General features: G+C 59.3%; 17 protein-coding genes. 9 read left to right on the top strand and 8 right to left on the bottom strand.

Going from position 1 to position 17026, the window contains the following annotated elements; translation table 11 throughout:
• The first annotated feature begins 23 nt into the window (after nt 1–23).
• Nucleotides 24–1211 (top strand): amidase, encoded by a 1188-nt coding sequence (locus tag B9Z49_RS10450; protein WP_158273477.1) that lies wholly within the window; start codon nt 24–26, stop codon nt 1209–1211.
• Between the two features lie 28 nt (nt 1212–1239).
• Here the strand turns inward: B9Z49_RS10450 and B9Z49_RS10445 are convergent, their stop codons facing one another.
• On the bottom strand, nt 1240–1962 hold the full coding sequence (locus B9Z49_RS10445; protein WP_233254589.1) for a helix-turn-helix domain-containing protein: 723 nt from the start codon (nt 1960–1962) through the stop codon (nt 1240–1242).
• A gap of 456 nt (nt 1963–2418) precedes the next feature.
• Between B9Z49_RS10445 and B9Z49_RS10435 the strand changes: the two genes are divergently transcribed.
• Both B9Z49_RS10435 and B9Z49_RS10430 read left to right on the top strand, forming a co-directional pair.
• Entirely contained in the window at nt 2419–2664 is a 246-nt protein-coding gene (locus tag B9Z49_RS10435; protein ID WP_108353370.1) for a type II toxin-antitoxin system Phd/YefM family antitoxin, read from the top strand.
• A complete protein-coding gene (locus B9Z49_RS10430; protein ID WP_108353369.1) occupies nt 2654–2941 on the top strand; it encodes a type II toxin-antitoxin system RelE/ParE family toxin in 288 nt (95 codons plus the stop codon). Before B9Z49_RS10435 ends, B9Z49_RS10430 begins: the two co-directional genes overlap by 11 nt.
• A 35-nt stretch (nt 2942–2976) precedes the next feature.
• Here the strand turns inward: B9Z49_RS10430 and B9Z49_RS10425 are convergent, their stop codons facing one another.
• The 3 genes from B9Z49_RS10425 to B9Z49_RS10415 all read right to left on the bottom strand — a co-directional run bounded on the left by B9Z49_RS10425 (nt 2977) and on the right by B9Z49_RS10415 (nt 5619).
• Entirely contained in the window at nt 2977–3618 is a 642-nt protein-coding gene (locus B9Z49_RS10425) for a 2-dehydro-3-deoxy-6-phosphogalactonate aldolase (RefSeq protein WP_108353368.1), read from the bottom strand.
• Nucleotides 3619–3694: 76 nt separating this feature from the next.
• Nucleotides 3695–4660: a 2-dehydro-3-deoxygalactonokinase gene (locus tag B9Z49_RS10420; RefSeq protein ID WP_108353367.1), complete on the bottom strand. Its 966-nt coding sequence runs from the start codon at nt 4658–4660 to the stop codon at nt 3695–3697.
• A complete protein-coding gene (locus B9Z49_RS10415; protein WP_108353366.1) occupies nt 4657–5619 on the bottom strand; it encodes a sugar kinase in 963 nt (320 codons plus the stop codon). The genes B9Z49_RS10420 and B9Z49_RS10415 overlap by 4 nt, the downstream gene beginning before the upstream one ends.
• Nucleotides 5620–5700: 81 nt before the next feature.
• Here B9Z49_RS10415 and B9Z49_RS10410 point away from each other — a divergent pair, with 81 nt between their 5' ends.
• Nucleotides 5701–6981 (top strand): amino acid deaminase, encoded by a 1281-nt coding sequence (locus tag B9Z49_RS10410; protein ID WP_233254588.1) that lies wholly within the window; start codon nt 5701–5703, stop codon nt 6979–6981.
• 63 nt (nt 6982–7044) lie between these two features.
• Here the strand turns inward: B9Z49_RS10410 and denD are convergent, their stop codons facing one another.
• Nucleotides 7045–8061 carry a D-erythronate dehydrogenase gene (denD, locus tag B9Z49_RS10405; RefSeq protein ID WP_108353364.1) on the bottom strand — a complete coding sequence of 339 codons (1017 nt, stop codon included), beginning with the start codon at nt 8059–8061 and terminating at the stop codon, nt 7045–7047.
• Nucleotides 8062–8077: 16 nt separating this feature from the next.
• Nucleotides 8078–9826, bottom strand: a complete 1749-nt coding sequence (locus B9Z49_RS10400) for an IlvD/Edd family dehydratase (RefSeq protein WP_108353363.1) — start codon at nt 9824–9826, stop codon at nt 8078–8080.
• A 194-nt stretch (nt 9827–10020) separates the two neighbouring features.
• Between B9Z49_RS10400 and B9Z49_RS10395 the strand changes: the two genes are divergently transcribed.
• The 5 genes from B9Z49_RS10395 to B9Z49_RS10375 all read left to right on the top strand — a co-directional run bounded on the left by B9Z49_RS10395 (nt 10021) and on the right by B9Z49_RS10375 (nt 15026).
• Nucleotides 10021–10842 carry a FadR/GntR family transcriptional regulator gene (locus B9Z49_RS10395; RefSeq protein WP_233254587.1) on the top strand — a complete coding sequence of 274 codons (822 nt, stop codon included), beginning with the start codon at nt 10021–10023 and terminating at the stop codon, nt 10840–10842.
• Entirely contained in the window at nt 10826–11407 is a 582-nt protein-coding gene (locus B9Z49_RS10390) for a TRAP transporter small permease (protein ID WP_108353362.1), read from the top strand. The genes B9Z49_RS10395 and B9Z49_RS10390 overlap by 17 nt, the downstream gene beginning before the upstream one ends.
• The gene (locus B9Z49_RS10385) at nt 11404–12702 is read left to right on the top strand and encodes a TRAP transporter large permease subunit (RefSeq protein WP_108353361.1); all 1299 of its coding nucleotides are present in this window, start codon (nt 11404–11406) and stop codon (nt 12700–12702) included. Before B9Z49_RS10390 ends, B9Z49_RS10385 begins: the two co-directional genes overlap by 4 nt.
• 35 nt (nt 12703–12737) lie before the next feature.
• The gene (locus B9Z49_RS10380) at nt 12738–13745 is read left to right on the top strand and encodes a TRAP transporter substrate-binding protein (protein WP_108353360.1); all 1008 of its coding nucleotides are present in this window, start codon (nt 12738–12740) and stop codon (nt 13743–13745) included.
• A gap of 87 nt (nt 13746–13832) precedes the next feature.
• Complete coding sequence (locus B9Z49_RS10375; RefSeq protein ID WP_108353442.1) at nt 13833–15026, top strand: mandelate racemase/muconate lactonizing enzyme family protein; 1194 nt, start codon at nt 13833–13835, stop codon at nt 15024–15026.
• A gap of 161 nt (nt 15027–15187) precedes the next feature.
• On the opposite strand, the gene B9Z49_RS10370 is transcribed toward B9Z49_RS10375, so the two are convergent.
• Nucleotides 15188–15937, bottom strand: coding sequence for an SDR family oxidoreductase (locus B9Z49_RS10370; protein ID WP_108353359.1), 750 nt, complete (start codon nt 15935–15937; stop codon nt 15188–15190).
• 39 nt (nt 15938–15976) lie between these two features.
• Entirely contained in the window at nt 15977–17017 is a 1041-nt protein-coding gene (locus B9Z49_RS10365) for an L-idonate 5-dehydrogenase (RefSeq protein WP_108353358.1), read from the bottom strand.
• Nucleotides 17018–17026 lie beyond the last annotated feature (9 nt).

Genomic DNA, 17026 nt, shown 5'->3' with positions numbered 1-17026 from the left:
ATTGATTGAACCAAGGAGAGACTGTGACAGCCGATACAGATTGGAACGCATTTGTTCCTGGAGAAGTGTTTTCTATCCAAGAGCAGGCCGATGGGCCATTGGCGGGTTTGACCATGTCCGTCAAAGATCTTTTTGACATTGCAGGACATGCCACAGGTGCAGGAAATCCTGATTGGCGCGCATCTCACGCGGTGCCGCTGCAGCATGCCGAGCTGTTTCAAAGCCTTCTCAACGCGGGTGCTCGCTTCGTCGGCAAAACCATCACGGAAGAACTGGCTTACAGCTTGGTGGGTGAAAACGTGCACTACGGAACACCAGTGAACCCCCATAACCCTGATTGCATCCCTGGTGGTTCCAGTTCTGGTGCCGCCGCCGCTGCTGCTGCAGGATTGTGTGATTTTTCGATAGGCACTGACACGGCGGGCTCCGTTCGCTTGCCGGCCAGCTTCTGTGGTCTTTGGGGGTTCAGGCCGACACACGGTGTCTTGTCCACCCAGGGCGTGGTTCCACTTGCACCCAGTTTTGATACGCCCGGCTGGATGTCCAAATCCTGGGATCATTTTTTGCGTGTGGGCTCTGTCCTTTTGCCGCCAGATCAACAGGGCAGAGAGTTTGGTCATTTGAAGTTGGCCCTGCCTGAAGACATCTGGGGGCTTGTGCATCCCGGCTTTGGTAAGGCATTGAAGCCATTCACCGATCGGATCGCCAGATTGTTCAATGGCGAGGTCAAGGACCCTCTCTCACAGGGTCGATTGATTGATTGGCAAGATCCGTTTCGCTTGGTTCAAGGTCATGAGGCCTGGTCAATGCATGGGCCATGGATTCGCAGTCAAAAACCGCAGTTGGGCCCAGGCATCAAGGAAAGGTTTGAATGGGCATCCACGATCAATGATGAACAGGCCCAAGTGGCCCGAGCCGATATGCTGAAAAATGTTGCCGTGGTGAATGCTTATCTGGAAGGGGCGGTCATTTGCTTGCCAACAGTCTCCTACCTGGCACCCCAAAAAGGCCATGCCAGCAGTGCTGAAGACCGCACCAACGCATTGACTTTGTTGAGCCTTGCATCAATGGCGGGTTTGCCGCAGATCACCATGCCGCTGGCTGTGTTGGATGGCAAAGCTTTGGGCTTGTCATTGATGAGTCGCCGCTTCAGTGATCGGCAACTTTTATCCTTGCCTCAGCAATTTCCGGGTTTGCAATACCAACCTTGACCTGTGGTTTCCGGCAAGTCACGTTATTTCAGAAAGTGGGCGGTGTGCTGACCCAAATCACACGGGTTGTCACTTTTCCAGGATTGCGATAACTGTGCGGCTCCTCTGATCGGTAAACAAACGAATCACCTGAATGGAGTAAATACTGCACGCCACTCACTGTCAATTCAAAAACCCCGCTCAGGACATAGCCTACTTCTTCGCCTTCGTGGGTCAGAATGCCATCGCTGCCGCCACCCGGCTCGAGTATGTGCAGGTTGCCTTCCAGCAAATGTCCCAGGTTGGGTGGGATGAGCCGCTCCAGTCGAGAACCATTGGCATCGATTCGAAATGTAGAGCGGTCTTGGGCCCTGGTCACCACGCCCTGATCGGCCCGTGATTCGCTGAACAATGCGGTGATGGTGATGTCGAGGCTGTGAACAATGCGGTGCAGCAAGGTGAGAGAGACCTGAGCTTTCCCGTTCTCAACTTTGGAGAGCATGCTCTCTGAACAGAGCGTTCGATCTGCCAGGTCCTTGAGGGTCAATCCTTTGATATGACGCAAGTTGCGTAAGCGCCGACCGATGTCAGGTCCGACGAATTGCTGTTCGCTCATGGCCACATTGTTTGTCGGTGTCGATTGCGAAGTACGTGGGCGTGGATTGATGACTGACTTGGAGGCAACCCCGCGCTTTGCCAGTATCTTTTGAATTGCATTTTCTTCGACTCGCGTGCCCGGTGAGATTTTCTGATTGGTGCCGGTTGTCGGCATTCTTTTGGGTGTTGCTGGTGGCATAAGGTATAGGTCGTTGGACTGTTGACAGATCGCAAACCGAAAAAGAACATGACTATTGGGGCCGTTTTTCGTTGGCTCGAAACCACTCGTGCCTGAATTTCTTGCTGTGAGTTATCTCATCGGTTTCAATTGGACCACATTTTGTTGTGGAGTTTTTGATGCGGTCAATGTCGGGCTAAGGGTTCAGAGACCTCCTGGTGGCGTGGTGAATGAGGCCTGGGCCGATGCCAAGTTGATTCTGGTGGGGGCAAGCCACTCAAGCAACCCATCGTGCAGTACGCCCGGTTGTGATGAACACCAAGGAAGAGATATACCAAGCGCTGGCGGATTTCAGAGACGGGCGGCAGGGGGGCGGATCTGAATCTGAAAGGCATTTAATTTGGCATCATTAAAAATGTCATTTAGGATGTCTTTTGTGAACAGGAGGCCGTTATGGACACGATTCTCAGCAAAAGCAGCATCAGCGTCACCGAACTCAAGCGTCATTACGCCAGCATCTTGGCGCAAGCCGACGATGAACCGGTAGCGGTACTCAACCACAACCGGCCAGAGGCCTACTTGGTGCCTGCGGCGTATTTTGAGAGGTTGCTCAACCAACTCGAAGATTTGCAAGACGCACAGCTGGTTCGGCAGCGCGCCGATGGCCCTTTCATCGAGATCAACCCCGATGACCTTTAAGCTGCGCTTTCACGAGCTGGCCTGGGCCGAATGGCAAAAGTTGGATGGCAGCATCAAAGCACCGCTCAAGAAAAAACTGATGGAACGATTGCAAGAGCCTCGGTTGCCATCTGCGGCTTTGTCCAATATGCCCGATTGCTACAAGATCAAGTTGCGACAGGCCGGGTACAGGTTGGTGTACGGGGTGGATGACGACACTGTTTTTGTCACTGTTATCGCCGTGGGCAAAGGCGATAAAAATTTGGTTTACGACACGGCCATGACTCGGTTGCCCTGATCTTCAAAGACCCAGACCCTGTGCCTTTCATGGCCTCAGATGGCTTGCCAGGTCCGCACAAATGCCGCTGCCTTTTCTTGCACCAGTTCAGCACTGCGCCCAGGCGCATACAAGGCCGAACCCAAACCAAAACCTGTTGCGCCAGCGGCGCGGTAAACGGCCATGTTTTCGGGCGTGATGCCTCCTACCGGCATCAAGGCCGCTGCTTTGGGCAGCACAGCCCGCATCGCTTTGACGGTGGCGGGTGTGATCATCTCGGCCGGGAATAGCTTGAGCCCATGGGCGCCTGCCTCGAGTGCGGCAAAGGCTTCGGTGGGGGTGGCCACGCCGGGCAACACCACCATGTTCAGGGCCAAGGCCTGCGCGACCACGGCGGGGTTGAAGTTGGGGGCCACGACCAGGCGGCCGCCTGCTGCGTGAACTTCCTTGACCTGCTGCACGTTCAGCACGGTGCCTGCGCCGATCAGGGTTTGCGGAAATTGCTGAGTCAGTGCGGCGATGCTCTTCAAGGGCTCGGGCGAGTTGAGAGGCACCTCGATGATGGCAAAGCCGCTGCTGACCAGCGCCTCACCCATGGCCGGAGCTTCGGCAGGAGTCAGGCCGCGCAAGATGGCGATCAGGGGGAGTTGGGCCATGGCTTGGGCCAGGATCGAGGCGGGGTTTGAGGATGGTGTCATGGTGGGGTGTTGTTGAATGTTTCAGGGCGTGAGCCACGCCCAACGCCCACGGGGTGGGCTCCCACAAGGTGGCGTGTCATGGGTTGAAGGGTTGTGTGTGTGGGCAGGTGCTGGCCAGTGCGAACAGGCCCGCCCAAGTGGCTTCAGCGCCGTGGCTTTGGCAGGCGATGCCCAGGTGTTGCAGGCCCAGGGTGTAACGCAGCGTGAGGGCGTCACTGCCGATCAGGATCACGGGCCCATCCTGCGATGGCGACAGACTTTGGGTGCGCAGCTCTTCACCAATCAGCAGGCCCGACAAATAACTGGGCAATTGTGCCGCGCTCAGGCGGTCAAACAAGCCCAGGGTGCGCACCGCAAACAGGTGGTGCAACACGCTGCCCGTTTGCTGGCTTTGGTCCACGCCTTGCAAAAAAATCGCTTCGTCGAAGGCCCCGTTAAGATCAAGGGTCTTACCCAAAATCGAGTGCTGGCTCATCAGCGCAAACACCTCGCCGGTCATGAAAGTCTGGAACTGCGTGACGCGGCCGCCCTGCACCTGCACCCATTTGCTGTGCGTGCCGGGCAGCACCAGGGTGGCGCTGTCGCGGCCAGCCAATTCAAGGGCACCAAAAATTTGTACCTCCTCGCCGCGCATCACATCGGGCGTGTGCAGCGCGTCTGCGCTTAAACAGGTCAGGCCCGGCACCAAGGCGATGCGCCCGGGCTGGAGCCACAGCAGGTGCTGGCCCAGCTCGGCAAAGCCGGCTGGGCAGGGGCAGTAGGGCGCTTCTTGCCAGCCCTGGCGGCTGCCCGCCATGCCCGAGATCAGGCACAGGGCACCCTCTGCTTGCATCCAGTCGCCAAAGAGTTCGTGGAACACCGATTCAAACTGCCCAGGCGCTACGGTGAGGATGCCGCGTGGAAATTCGCGGGATTCAAGCACCTGGCCGCTGGCACCGAGCCGCGCGCCGCGCAGCGAGGAGGTGCCCCAGTCGATGGCGATCACGGGCCTCTGTGGGGCAGTCGGGTGTGAGCTGGCTTGGGTGGCGGTGGGGGTGTTCATGCGTGTGTGCCTTTATTCAGCAGGTCCAGCACCGCATCACGCCTAGGCAAAGGACTCACTGCCCCGATGCCCTGCACCGATAAGGCGGCTGCGGCGTTGGCATAGGCCGTGGCGTCCCACAGGTTGTGGTCCGAAGACAGTTGCGCCAACAGGTTGCCCGCAAAACAGTCGCCTGCGCCGGTGGCGTCCCGTGCGTGCACGGCACAACCCGGCACGCTGCGGCGCTGGGTGCCGTCGCTGGCCAACGCGCCGTCTGCGCCCAGCTTGAGCACCACCTGCGCTGCGCCGTGTGCATGGCTCCAGTCAATGATGTCTTGCGCTTGGGTGAGGCCGGTGAGGGCGGTCATGTCTTCGAGGCTGGGCAAAAACAAATTACACAAGCTCACCGCATGGCGGATGCAGGCTTGTGCTCGGGCCAAGGGCCACAACGACAAGCGCAAGTTGGAGTCGAGTGCCACCTGTGTGCCGACGTTGCGGGCGAGCTGCATGGCGGCAAAAGCCGTGTCGCAGGCTGAGCTTGAGATCGCCAGCGAGATGCCCGACAGGTGAAGCCACTGGCTGCTGGCGATGGTATCTTGCCAGTGCGCGAGGTCTGTCGGTTGCATGCGGCTGGCGGCCGATCCGGCACGGGCGTAGCTGAAGTGATGGCCTTGTGCATCGTGGCTGACAAAGTACATGCCTGTAGGTGCTTGGACATCGCGCAGCACGGTGGTGGTGCCCACGTTTTCGCGCTGCCAGAGGTCCATGAGGCGCTCGCCCCAGCGGTCCGTGCCCAAGCGGCTCAGGTAAGCCACGTGTGCGCCAGCCCGCGCAGCTGCAATGGCGGCGTTGCTGGTGTCTCCGCCAAATCCCTGAAGGTACATCGGCGCCTCGTCGGGGGCTTGGCCTGGGGTTTGGTTGAACTCGACCATGGCTTCGCCGAGGGCCACGATGTCGAGGGTTTTGGAGGGGTGTGTCATGCGAACAAAAGCAAAATAGATTCAGTGGGCGGTGGGAGAATCGAAGTTGGATTGTCCACGCGGTGAATGGAGCACAGAACCATGGAACACGATTTTGTACTGAACGCTGCTTGCAAAGGCTTCCCCTTGGCGGCCGAGCCTTGCGCGGTGTCGCAGTTGGGCGCGCGCGGCTGGCATTTGCTGGACGATGCGCTGGCTTACCCGGTGGCCGTTCTGCGCCGCCCAGCCCTCACGCACAACTTGGCCTGGATGCAGGACTTTGTGCAGCGCAAAGGCGTGGCACTGGCTCCGCACGGCAAGACCACGATGTCGCCCGAGTTGTTTCGCATGCAACTGCAAGCCGGGGCCTGGGGCCTGACTTTTGCCAATGTGCACCAGCTTCGCGTGGGCCTGGCGGCCGGGGCGCAGCGCGCCATCATCGCCAACCAGTTGGTGTCCGATGCCGATCTGGACGGGCTTGATTTTTTGTTGCGGCAGCACCCGCAAGCGCGCGTCTGGTTTTTGGTTGATTCGCTGGCGCAGTTGCAGACCTTGACCGACTGGGGTACACGGCGCGGTCAGCCGCGTTGTTGGGATGTGCTTTTGGAGCTGGGCATCGCGGGCTACCGCACGGGTTGCCGCACCCACGAACAAGCCTTGCTGTTGGCACAGGCCATGGCCGAGTCGGGCGTGGTGCGTTTGGGCGGTGTGGAGTGCTACGAGGGCGGGCTGGGTAAGTGTGACAGCGCCCACGACATGGAGGCCGTCAGCGCCCTGGTGCGCGGTGTGCAGGCGCTGGTCCAGCAGATCGATGAACAGCACTTGTGGGGCGCTGACGAGGTCTTGTTGTCGGCGGGTGGCTCGGCCGTGTTCGATCTGGTGATCCCGATGCTCAAAACCCAGGTCAAAAGCCGCCCGATCCAAGGCGTGTTGCGCTCGGGCTGTTATGTCACGCACGACCACTGGAACTACGCCCGTTACCTGAAGCTGGTAGAAGCGCGTGAGGGCTTGAGCGCGTCGCTGCAGCCCGCGCTGGAGATATGGGCCAAAGTGCAGTCGGTGCCTGAGCCGGGGCTGGCCATTTTGAGCGCGGGGCGGCGCGACCTGTCTTTTGACCAATGCTTGCCCATGCCGGTGCGCTGGGCAGCGCGCGGTCATCGTGGTGCCAATGCGATACAGGCCACACCCGAATCGTGGAAAGTCAAGGCCTTGAGTGACCAGCACGCGCACATGGTGTTTGACGCCGAAGGCGTCTGGCCGCAGGTGGGGGATCGGGTGGCAATGGGCATTTCTCACCCCTGCACCACCTTTGACAAATGGCGCTGGATGGCCATCATCGAAGACGATGGCCGCATCAGCGGGGCGATCAGCACGCATTTTTGAACCATGAACACATGGTGAAAAAAGGCCGCCACGCAGCATCAGCGTGGCGGCCTTTTTTAAAGCTCACTTCAAACCGTTCAAGGCCTCGGCCGGGTAGCCTGGGCGGGTTTTGCAGTCCTCGATGTACTGCTCGATGATGGCTTCGTAGCTGGCATCGGCTCGGAGGCCTAGAGCATGTGCGCGCTCAAAGGTGCAGCCCTTGGCCCAGTTGTCCACGATGGCGGCGATGCGTTCGTCTTTCTGAAAAGTCACGCGGGCGCGCACAGCGGGGCCAGCGACTTTTTCAAGCGCGGCCAGCATGTCGCTGACCTTGACGTTCAGGCCCGGCAGGTTCAGCGCCATGCGGCCACCGAAGGCTTCGCGGCTGGCCTCGAACACGGTGATCAGGCCATGAACGGTGGTGCCAGGCGAAGAGATGGGGTGCGACACATGCGCGTCCACAGGGCAGGTGGTAGCCGTGCCCGCCAAGGGCTCGCGGATGATGCCGCTGAAGAACGAAGACGCTGCACCGTTGGGTTTGCCAGGGCGCACGGCCACCGTCATCAGGCGGGCGGCGCGGCCGTCGATGTAGCCCTTGCGGGTGTAGTCGGCGACCATGTACTCGATCATCAGCTTGTGCGTGCCATACGAGGTTTGTGGCGTGGGCAAGGTGGTGTCGGCCACCAGCGCGGGCATGGGGTTGGCCGCATCGGGCCCGAACACCGCGACCGAGCTGGCAAACACCAGGCGCGGGGCTTTGCCCAATCGCTCGGTGGACGCACGGATGCTGTCGAGCAACAAACGGCTGCTGTCCACGTTAGAGCGCAAGCCCAAATCAAAGTCCAGCTCGCATTCACCCGAAACGGCCGACGCGAGGTGGAACACGCCGTCAAACCCGCTCTTGAACAACTGGGCTTGTTCCAGCATGGGGCCTGCATGGCCCTTGACCCGTGGGTCGGCCAGCAGGTCGGCAGGCGCGTGGAAGAGGTCGGCAATCACCAATTCGCTCACGCTTTGCCCGTTGAGTTGGCCGCGTTTCAAAATCTCGCGGGCCAGGCGAGCGCCCAAAAATCCGGCACCGCCGGTGATCAAAATACGCATCTTGTTTCCTTGAATATCAATGGTTGTCTTTGGGCACGGCCGAGCCGCGCTGGCCGACCAAAAAGTCCATGTCCGCACCTTCGTCGGCTTGCAGCACATGGTCAATATAGAGCTTCCAGTAACCTGAGTTCATGGCGGGGGCGGGCTTTTCCCAAAGGGCCAAACGGCGCGCCAGTTCTTCGTCGCTGATGAGCAGTTGCAGTTTGCGCTCGGGCACGTTCAGTTCGATCATGTCGCCGTTTTGGACCACGGCCAGCGGCCCGCCCGCAGCGGCTTCGGGCGTGGTGTGCAGCACCACGGTGCCGTAGGCCGTGCCGCTCATGCGGGCGTCCGAGATGCGCACCATGTCGGTGATGCCTTTGCGCAGCACCTTGGGCGGCAGCGGCATGTTGCCCACCTCGGCCATGCCGGGGTAGCCCTTAGGGCCACAGTTCTTGAGCACCAGGATGCAGTTCTCGTCCACATCCAGGCTCTCATCGTCGATGCGTTTGTGGAAATCGTGGCTGTCTTCAAACACCACGGCGCGGCCAGTGTGCACCATCAGCGAAGGTGTGGCAGCGCTGGGTTTGATGACCGCGCCACGCGGGGCCAGGTTGCCGCGCAGGATGGCGATGCCTGCCTTTTCTTTGAAAGGGGCTGCAAATGTTTTGATCACGCGCGGGTCGTAGTTGACGGCGTTGGCGTTGTTCTCGGCCACGGTCTTGCCGCTCACGGTCACGATGTCTTTGTGCAGCAAGTGCTCGATTTCTTTCATCACCACCGGCAGACCACCGGCATAGCAAAAGTCTTCCATCAGGTGGTCACCTGAGGGCTGCAAATTTAACAGGCAAGGCAGATCGCTGCCCAAGCGCTCAAAGTCGTCCACGGTGAGCTTCAGGCCGAGGCGACCGGCAATCGCGATCAGGTGGATCACGGCGTTGGTTGAGCCGCCAATCGCGGCCAGCGTGCGGATGGCGTTTTCAAAGGCTTCGCGTGTGAGCACTTTGCTGATGGTTTGGTCGGTGTGCACCATCTCCACGATTCGGCGCCCCGCATCGCGGGCCAGCACATTGCGTCGGCCGTCCACCGCGGGGTAGGCGGCGTTGCCGGGCAGGCCAATGCCCAGTGCCTCGACCATGCTGGCCATGGTGCTGGCGGTGCCCATGGTCATGCAGTGGCCGTGGCTGCGGTGCATGCAGCTTTCGGCTTCAAAGAAGTCGGCCAATTTGAGTGTGCCTGCACGCACTTGCTCGCTCATGCTCCAGACGCCCGTGCCTGAGCCGAGTTCTTGCCCGCGCCATTTGCCGTTCAGCATGGGGCCGCCCGAGACGCCGATGGTGGGCAGGCCCACGCTGGATGCGCCCATCAGCAAGCTGGGGGTGGTTTTGTCGCAGCCCATCAGCAGCACCACGCCATCGATCGGGTTGCCGCGAATGCTTTCTTCCACGTCCATGCTGGCCAGGTTGCGGTAGAGCATGGCGGTAGGGCGCAGCAGGGTTTCGCCCAGCGACATCACGGGGAATTCAAGCGGAAAGCCACCCGCTTCATAAACCCCGATCTTGACCTGCTCGGCCAGCGTGCGGAAGTGCGAGTTGCAGGGCGTGAGTTCGCTGAAGGTGTTGCAGATGCCAATGACCGGGCGGCCATCAAACTGGTCATGCGGCACGCCTTTGCCCTTGACCCAGCTGCGATAGGCAAAGCCATCGCGGTCTTGGCGACCAAACCATTGCTGGCTTCGCAGGTCTTCGGGCTTTTTGCGGGGCGGGCTGCCGTTGTTGTCGCTCATGATGCGTGTCCTGGTTGAAGGTCAATGGTGAATCTTGAAAATCCTATCGTATGACGATAGAAAAACAAGCGGGCTTTGTAAAACCAGCGACATGGGGCAAACCCTAGACACCAAGACGACTGAGCCTAGGGTTTACCAGAGTCTGTTTCAGGCCTTCAATCATCATATGATAGGTCGCTCAAACGCTTTAGGCCATGACGAACAATTTCCACAAAAATTCTCTTGATTTATTGGGCCAGGCCATTTTGTCAGGTCGCTATGGTGTGGGCGCGAGCCTGCCTCCTGAGCCGATCTTGTGTGAAGAGCTGGGTGTGAGCCGCACCGTGGTGCGCGAAGCCATCAAGTCACTGGTGGCCAAGGGGCTGCTTTCGACCGGTCCCAAGGTGGGCACCCGAGTCATGCCCGATGCACACTGGAACTGGTTTGACCCCGATGTGGTGGCTTGGCAGGCGCGCTGCGGCCTGACGCCAGATTTTTTGAAAGATCTGCAAGAGCTGCGCCGTGTGGTGGAGCCCGCTGCGGTTCGCCTGGCTGCCGAGCGGGCTGCACCCGAAGACATTGTCCACATCGAGGCTGCCTACGCTGGCATGAAACAAGCGGTGGAACAGGGCGGCGATTACGTTACGCACGATCTGCGCTTTCACGAAGGTTTGCTGCAGGCCTCACACAACCGCATGCTGGTGCAGATGAGCAAGGCCCTCAACGCCTTGCTTCGAACCAGTTTTGAAATTTCTACCCGCATCAAAGATGGCCCGAGAAACTCTTTGCCGCTGCACCGTGCCGTGCTCAACGCTGTGATCGCACGGGAGCCAGCCAAAGCCGAACGCGCCATCATGGTCTTGATCGAGGGGGCCAAAGACGACATCGATCTGGTGCTGTCGTCTCGTAAAAAACTGCCGGTGGTCTCGGGCTTGGCCACACCGATCAAGACCCAAACCAAACCGAAAGCCCTTACCAAACCCAACGCCAAAATGAGCGTTCAAAAATCAGGGGCCGCACTTGCACAAAATCATTGATCTCTTTTTCAAGCTGCTGGAATTTCTGGTGGTGGCTTGCCTCGTGGCCATGGTGATCATGGTCTTTGGCAACGTGGTATTGCGCTACGGTTTCAACTCAGGTATTTCCATCTCGGACGAGATGTCGCGCTACTGCTTCATTTGGCTGACCTACCTCGGGGCCATGGTGGCCATGCGCGAGAAGGGCCATTTGGGTGTGGATACGCTGGTGCGTCGCTTGCCCTTGGGCGGCAAAAAACTGTGCTTTTTCTTGAGTGAAGCGATGATGCTCGGCTGCAACGTGCTGTTCTTTTGGGGCACCTGGAAGATGCACGATTTGCAAGTGACCAACATCTCGGTGGTGGTGGGCATTTCCATGATCTGGATTTATGGCATTGGTTACGTGACAGCCAGCGTCATGGCGGTGATGAACCTCAACCAATTGCGCTTGCTCTTGACCGGTCGCCTGGAAGAGGAAGACTTGGTCATGGTGGTGGAGTCTGAGGACACGGTGGTACTGGATGACTTGCAGCCAAAAGGTGTGACACCTGGCGGCATGACCCCAGAGGTGCGGGGCCGCGCATGACCATCGCCGTTTTTGTATTCAGCTTGCTGGGGGCCATGGCCCTTGGCATGCCCATAGCCTACGCCTTGTTGGTGTGTGGTTTGAGCCTGATGGCCTACATGGCCAGCAACGGCATGATCAACGCGTTTGACAGCCAGATTCTGGCGCAGCGCTTTGTGGACGGTGCTGACAACTTTCCGCTGCTGGCCGTGCCATTTTTCTTGTTGGCCGGTGAGTTCATGAATGCGGGCGGTCTGAGCCGCCGCATCGTGAACCTGGCCATGGCCTGGGTCGGTCATTTCAGGGGCGGGTTGGGTTACGTGGCCGTCATGGCTGCGGTCATCATGGCCTCGTTGTCGGGCTCGGCCGTGGCCGACACGGCGGCGCTGGCAGCCTTGCTGATCCCGATGATGAAACGGGCGGGCTACAACGTGGGCCGCTCGGCCGGCTTGATCGCTTCGGGCGGCATCATCGCGCCGGTGATTCCGCCTTCTATTGGCTTCATCATCTTTGGTGTGGCGGCCAACGTGTCCATCACCAAGCTTTTCTTGGCGGGCATCGTGCCGGGCCTTTTGATGGGTGTGGCGATTGGCTTGACTTGGTGGTGGGTAGCCAAGCGCGAAAACGTGCAGCCGGGAACCCGCATGAATCTGTCTGACAAATTGAAAGCCACGCGTGAAGGTATCCTGGCGCTCGGCTTGCCGGTCTTCATTATTGGCGGTATGAAGTTCGGTGTGTTCACCCCCACCGAGGCAGCGGTGGTGGCGGCGGTTTACAGCTTTGTGGTGGGCGCGTTCATTTACCGTGAATTGCAATGGTCCAAGCTCTACAGCCTGATTTTGGCAGCCGGCAAGACCACATCGGTCATCATGTTTTTGGTTGCAGCCGCCATGGTCAGCGCCTGGCTGATCACGGTGGCCAACATCCCGGCCGAAGTGGCCCGCATGATGGAGCCGCTGATGGGCAACAAGACTTTGCTCATGGTGGTGTTGATGCTCTTGGTCATTGTGGTGGGCACGGCGCTCGACTTCACACCTACGGTGCTGATCCTCACACCCGTGCTGATGCCACTGGTCCTTAAGGCCGGCATTGACCCGGTTTATTTTGGTGTCCTGTTCATCATGAACAACGCCATCGGCTTGATCACGCCGCCCGTGGGCACGGTGCTCAACGTGGTGTGTGGTGTGGCCAAGATCAACATGGACACCGCTTTCAAAGGCGTTCTGCCATTCTTGTGGGCGCAGTTGGGCGTGCTGGCCTTGTTGATTGCTTTCCCCTCCATCGTCATCGAGCCGATGAAATGGATGCTGAGATGATTTCTTAACCCTGTGTTTTTCTAAAGGAGACATTCATGTTGAAACGCAGAAATCTGGTAGCCCTGATCGCGGGCACTTTCCTGGTGGCATCGAGCGCCATGGCGCAGTTTGCCGATCGCAACATCAAGTTCACCAACGGTGTGAACGAAGACCACCCGGTGGGCGTGGGCGTCAAGAAAATGCAAGAAATCTTGGCTGCCAAGACTGGTGGCAAGATGAAGATCACCGCCTTCTGGGGCGGTGCAGCGGGCGGCGACTTGCCAGCCACCCAAGCCTTGCGTGCAGGCACCCAAGAGATGGTCTGCACCTCCAGCTCGCCGCTGGTGGGCATCATCAAAGAGTTGGGTGTGTTTGACCTGCCCTTCCTGTTTGCCAACGAGAAAGAAGCCGATGCGGTGCTGGATGGCGCAGCAGGCAAGTACTTCAATGCCAAGCTCGAAGCCGCTGGCCTGGTGAACCTGGCCTATTGGGAAAACGGTTTCCGCAACCTGACCAACAGCAAGCGCCCAGTGACCAAGCTGGAAGACTTCGATGGCGTCAAAGTGCGCGTCATGCAAAACAACATCTTCCTGGACACCTTCAAGACCTTGGGCACCAACGCTGTGCCCATGGCCTTTGGTGAGGTGTTCACCGCCTTGGAAACCAAGACCATCGACGGCCAGGAAAACCCCTTTGTGACCATTGAGACCTCCAAGTTCAATGAAGTGCAAAAGTACCTGAGCGTGACGCGTCACGCTTACACACCTTTCCTGGTGCTGTACAGCAAGAAGCTGTGGGATCAACTGAACCCTCAAGAGCAAGCCGTGTTGCGTGAAGCCGCCATGGAAGGCCAAAAAGTGCAACGTGCGGCCAACCGCACTTTGAACGAAAGATCTTTGGCCAGCCTGAAGACCAAGGGCATGCAGGTCAACGAGGTGAGCGCAGCTGAGCAAAACCGCATCCGCGCCAAGGTCGCTTCGGTGTACGACAAGCACAAGGACTCGATCGGAGCGGATGCCATCAAGGTGGTGCAAGACGAGTTGAAGAAGTCACGCGGCGGTTGATGCCCCGCCCTCAGCCTTTTTGCTGAACCCACAAGCTCCACGGCCACATGCTGTGGGGCTTTTTTAACGACTGAAATGGGTGCTGCCATGAAAATCACGCAACTCGAAACCATCCGCCTGGGGGAATTTCCCAACATCATCTGGGTGCGCCTGCACACCGACGAGGGTCTGGTGGGTCTGGGCGAAACTTTCATGGGCGCGCAAGCGGTCGAAGCGTACTTACACGAATGGGTGGCCCCCAAGCTGGTGGGGCAAGACCCATTGGCCATCGAATCTCGCCAGCGCGACATCACCGGCTATTTGGGCTGGCGCGGGTCCGGGGTCGAGACACGCGGCAATTCGGCGGTGGATATTGCGCTGTGGGATATCTTTGGCAAAGCCGCTGGCATGCCGGTTTACACGGCGCTAGGCGGTAAAAGTCGCGACGAAATCCGCGTGTACAACACCTGCGCGGGCTACCAGTACATCCGCAGCAACGTCAATCAGAGCAGTTCCAACTGGGGCTTGGGGCAGGGCGCGGGGCCTTACGAAGACCTGCAGGGCTTTTTGCACAGCGCCGACGAGGTGGCCGAGTCGCTTTTGAGCGAAGGCATCACCGGCATGAAGATTTGGCCCTTTGATGTGGCCGCAGAAAAGTCGCACGGCCAGTACATCAGCCCGCAAGACCTGAACACGGCGCTGGAGCCCTTTCGCAAAATCAGGAATGCGGTGGGCGACAAGATGGACATCATGGTCGAGTTCCACAGCCTGTGGCGCTTGCCCATGGCGCAAAAAATCTCTCGCGCCTTGCAAGAGTTCGACACCTTCTGGCACGAAGACGCGATCCGCATGGACAGCCTCGACTTGCTCAAGCAGTACGCGGTGGACTGCAAGGCTTTGATTTGCGCCAGCGAGACGCTGAGCTACAAATGGGGCTTCAAAGATTATTTGCAAACCGGCGTGGGCGGTGTCGCCATGCTTGACCTGAGCTGGTGCGGTGGCCTGACCGAGGCCCGCAAGATCGCAGCCATGGCCGACGCCTGGCAGCTGCCTGTGGCCCCGCACGACTGCACCGGGCCGGTGGTATGGGCCGCCTCCACGCACTTGTCGCTGCACGCACCCAATGCGCTGATTCAGGAAAGCGTACGCGCTTTTTACAGCGGTTGGTACAAGGAGCTGGTGACCGAGTTGCCGCAGGTGAAGAACGGCATGATCAGCCTGAACGACAAGCCGGGTTTGGGCTTGGAGTTGCTGCCTGATCTGCACAAGCGGGTTGATGCTGTGGTGCGGGTGAGCCGGTGATTGCTTATGGCTTATTCAGCGTTTGCGCTGAATAAGCCATCGCCCACAGGGGTGGGCTCCTACGCCGGATGATTCATGGTGTGCGTGGGTCACTGTGCGCAATTTGTAGGAGCCCACCCTGTGGGCGATGGGCGTGGAACACGCCCACTGGTATCCATAAATCAACCGCGTCCTACAAACGGCATGTTGGTCGCCATCACGGTGGTGAACAAGATGTTGGCCGACAAAGGTAGGCGCGCCATGGTCAGGAAGGTCTCGACCACGGCCGACATGTCCATGCGCGGCTCGGCTTTGATGCTGAGGTCGGCCTGGTGGACGCCCGAGGCCATTCTGAGCGTCATGTCCGAGGCGACGTTGCCAATGTCGATCTGGCCGACCGCGATGCTGTAAGGGCGGCCATCCAATGAAGCTGCGCGGGTCAGTCCCGAGATGGCGTGTTTGGTTGCGGTGTAGGCAATCGAGCCCGGGCGCGGCACATGGGCCGAGATAGAGCCGTTGTTGATGATGCGGCCACCTTGTGGGCTTTGCTCTTGCATCAGCTTGAAGGCATTCGACAAGGTGTAGAACGCGCCGTTCAAGTTGATGTCGACAGCCCGGCGCCATTCGTCGCCCGACAGATCGCCGGGCAAGGTGTAGGGCAGCGAGATGCCTGCGTTGTTGAACACCAGATCGAGGCGGCCAAAGCGGGTGCGAATTTGCTCGAACAGGGCTTTGACTTCAGGCTCCTTGGACAGATCGGTCGGGATGGCGTGGGCGTTGCCAGCGTTGAGGCCCGCTTCGGCCACCGCCGCAGCCAAGGCGTCGGCGCGTCGCCCAATCAAAACGACTTGCCAGCCTTCTTTGAGCAAAGCGAGGGCGCAGGCTTTGCCGATGCCGGAACTGGCTCCGGTGACGAGAGCGATTTTGGACATGGTGAGAACTTTCTAAAGAGGTCTGGTACCGCCAGATTTTCAGGCGTTTTGAAAAGAAATCTGTACTTTGAGTGACTGGCTTTTGTCGGCGGCGAGGTCGAAGGCTTCGATGGCGCGTTCCACAGGCAAGATACCGGTGATGACCGGTTTGCCGTTGACCAGGCCTTCGTTCAAAAAGCGCACGGCGGTGGCAAATTCGGCATGGAAGCGGAAGGTGCCGCGCAGATCCACTTCTTTGGCCACCAGTTGTGTCATGGGCAGGCTGATGTCGCCGCCCATGCCCACAGTGATTAAGACGCCACGCGGCACGATGGTGTCCAAGCCCACGCGCAATGCGGCTTCGCTGCCCGATGCTTCGAAGACGGCATCGAACTGGCCTTTGTCAAGCTTGTATTTGTCCAGCGCTTCGGGCTGGGTTTTGAGGTTGATGGTTTCGTCTGCACCCATTTCCTTGGCGCACTTGAGCGGCAAGTCCGCAATGTCGGCGGCCACAATGCGCGCCGCACCGGCTCGGCGCAAAGCGCCAATCAGCAGCGAGCCAATGGGGCCGCAGCCTGTCACCAGCACCTGCTTGCCCAGCACGCTGCCAGCGCGTTGAATGGCGTGCAAACCCACCGACAAAGGCTCGGCCAAAGCGGCTTCGGACAAGCTCAGGTGGTCGGCAATCGGGTGGGCTTGGTAGCCCTCGATGATCAGTTGCTCAGAGAACGCGCCCTGAATGTGGGGGAAGGGCATGGCGCTGCCGTAAAAGCGCATGTTCAGGCAATGGTTGTGTTGACCTGCTTGGCAAAAACGGCAGTTCCCGCAGGGGCGCGAGGGCGAGATGGCAATGCGCTGGCCTTTGACCGTGCCCTGAACGCCCGATCCAAAACCATCGACCACCCCCGAGATTTCATGGCCCAATGCAATGGGCTGCTTGATGCGCACGGTGCCAAAACCCCCGTGCTGGTAGTAATGCAAATCAGAGCCGCAAATGCCACCATAGGCCACATTCACCCGCAGTTGGTGTTCGCCCAAAGTGGGCAGTTCGGTGTCTTCGACGCGCAGGTCTTTGGCCGAATGGCATACAACTGATTTCATGGTTTTTCC

It is taken from the genome of Limnohabitans sp. 2KL-51 (assembly GCF_003063645.1).
Lineage (GTDB): Bacteria > Pseudomonadota > Gammaproteobacteria > Burkholderiales > Burkholderiaceae_C > Limnohabitans_A.
Note: the sequence above shows the minus strand (reverse complement) of the source record. Positions and strands in the feature narration are given on the sequence as shown.

Bases quoted from the DNA above. Each gene is read 5' to 3' on its own strand.
- B9Z49_RS10435 (WP_108353370.1), top strand. From the start codon at position 2,419: ATGGACACGATTCTCAGCAAAAGCAGCATCAGCGTCACCGAACTCAAG.
- B9Z49_RS10400 (WP_108353363.1), bottom strand. From the start codon at position 9,826: ATGAGCGACAACAACGGCAGCCCGCCCCGCAAAAAGCCCGAAGACCTG.
- B9Z49_RS10370 (WP_108353359.1), bottom strand. From the start codon at position 15,937: ATGTCCAAAATCGCTCTCGTCACCGGAGCCAGTTCCGGCATCGGCAAA.
- B9Z49_RS10380 (WP_108353360.1), top strand. From the start codon at position 12,738: ATGTTGAAACGCAGAAATCTGGTAGCCCTGATCGCGGGCACTTTCCTG.
- B9Z49_RS10375 (WP_108353442.1), top strand. From the start codon at position 13,833: ATGAAAATCACGCAACTCGAAACCATCCGCCTGGGGGAATTTCCCAAC.
- denD (WP_108353364.1), bottom strand. From the start codon at position 8,061: ATGCGTATTTTGATCACCGGCGGTGCCGGATTTTTGGGCGCTCGCCTG.
- B9Z49_RS10430 (WP_108353369.1), top strand. From the start codon at position 2,654: ATGACCTTTAAGCTGCGCTTTCACGAGCTGGCCTGGGCCGAATGGCAA.
- B9Z49_RS10445 (WP_233254589.1), bottom strand. From the start codon at position 1,962: ATGCCGACAACCGGCACCAATCAGAAAATCTCACCGGGCACGCGAGTC.
- B9Z49_RS10425 (WP_108353368.1), bottom strand. From the start codon at position 3,618: ATGACACCATCCTCAAACCCCGCCTCGATCCTGGCCCAAGCCATGGCC.
- B9Z49_RS10395 (WP_233254587.1), top strand. From the start codon at position 10,021: ATGACGAACAATTTCCACAAAAATTCTCTTGATTTATTGGGCCAGGCC.
- B9Z49_RS10415 (WP_108353366.1), bottom strand. From the start codon at position 5,619: ATGACACACCCCTCCAAAACCCTCGACATCGTGGCCCTCGGCGAAGCC.
- B9Z49_RS10385 (WP_108353361.1), top strand. From the start codon at position 11,404: ATGACCATCGCCGTTTTTGTATTCAGCTTGCTGGGGGCCATGGCCCTT.
- B9Z49_RS10365 (WP_108353358.1), bottom strand. From the start codon at position 17,017: ATGAAATCAGTTGTATGCCATTCGGCCAAAGACCTGCGCGTCGAAGAC.
- B9Z49_RS10420 (WP_108353367.1), bottom strand. From the start codon at position 4,660: ATGAACACCCCCACCGCCACCCAAGCCAGCTCACACCCGACTGCCCCA.
- B9Z49_RS10410 (WP_233254588.1), top strand. From the start codon at position 5,701: ATGGAACACGATTTTGTACTGAACGCTGCTTGCAAAGGCTTCCCCTTG.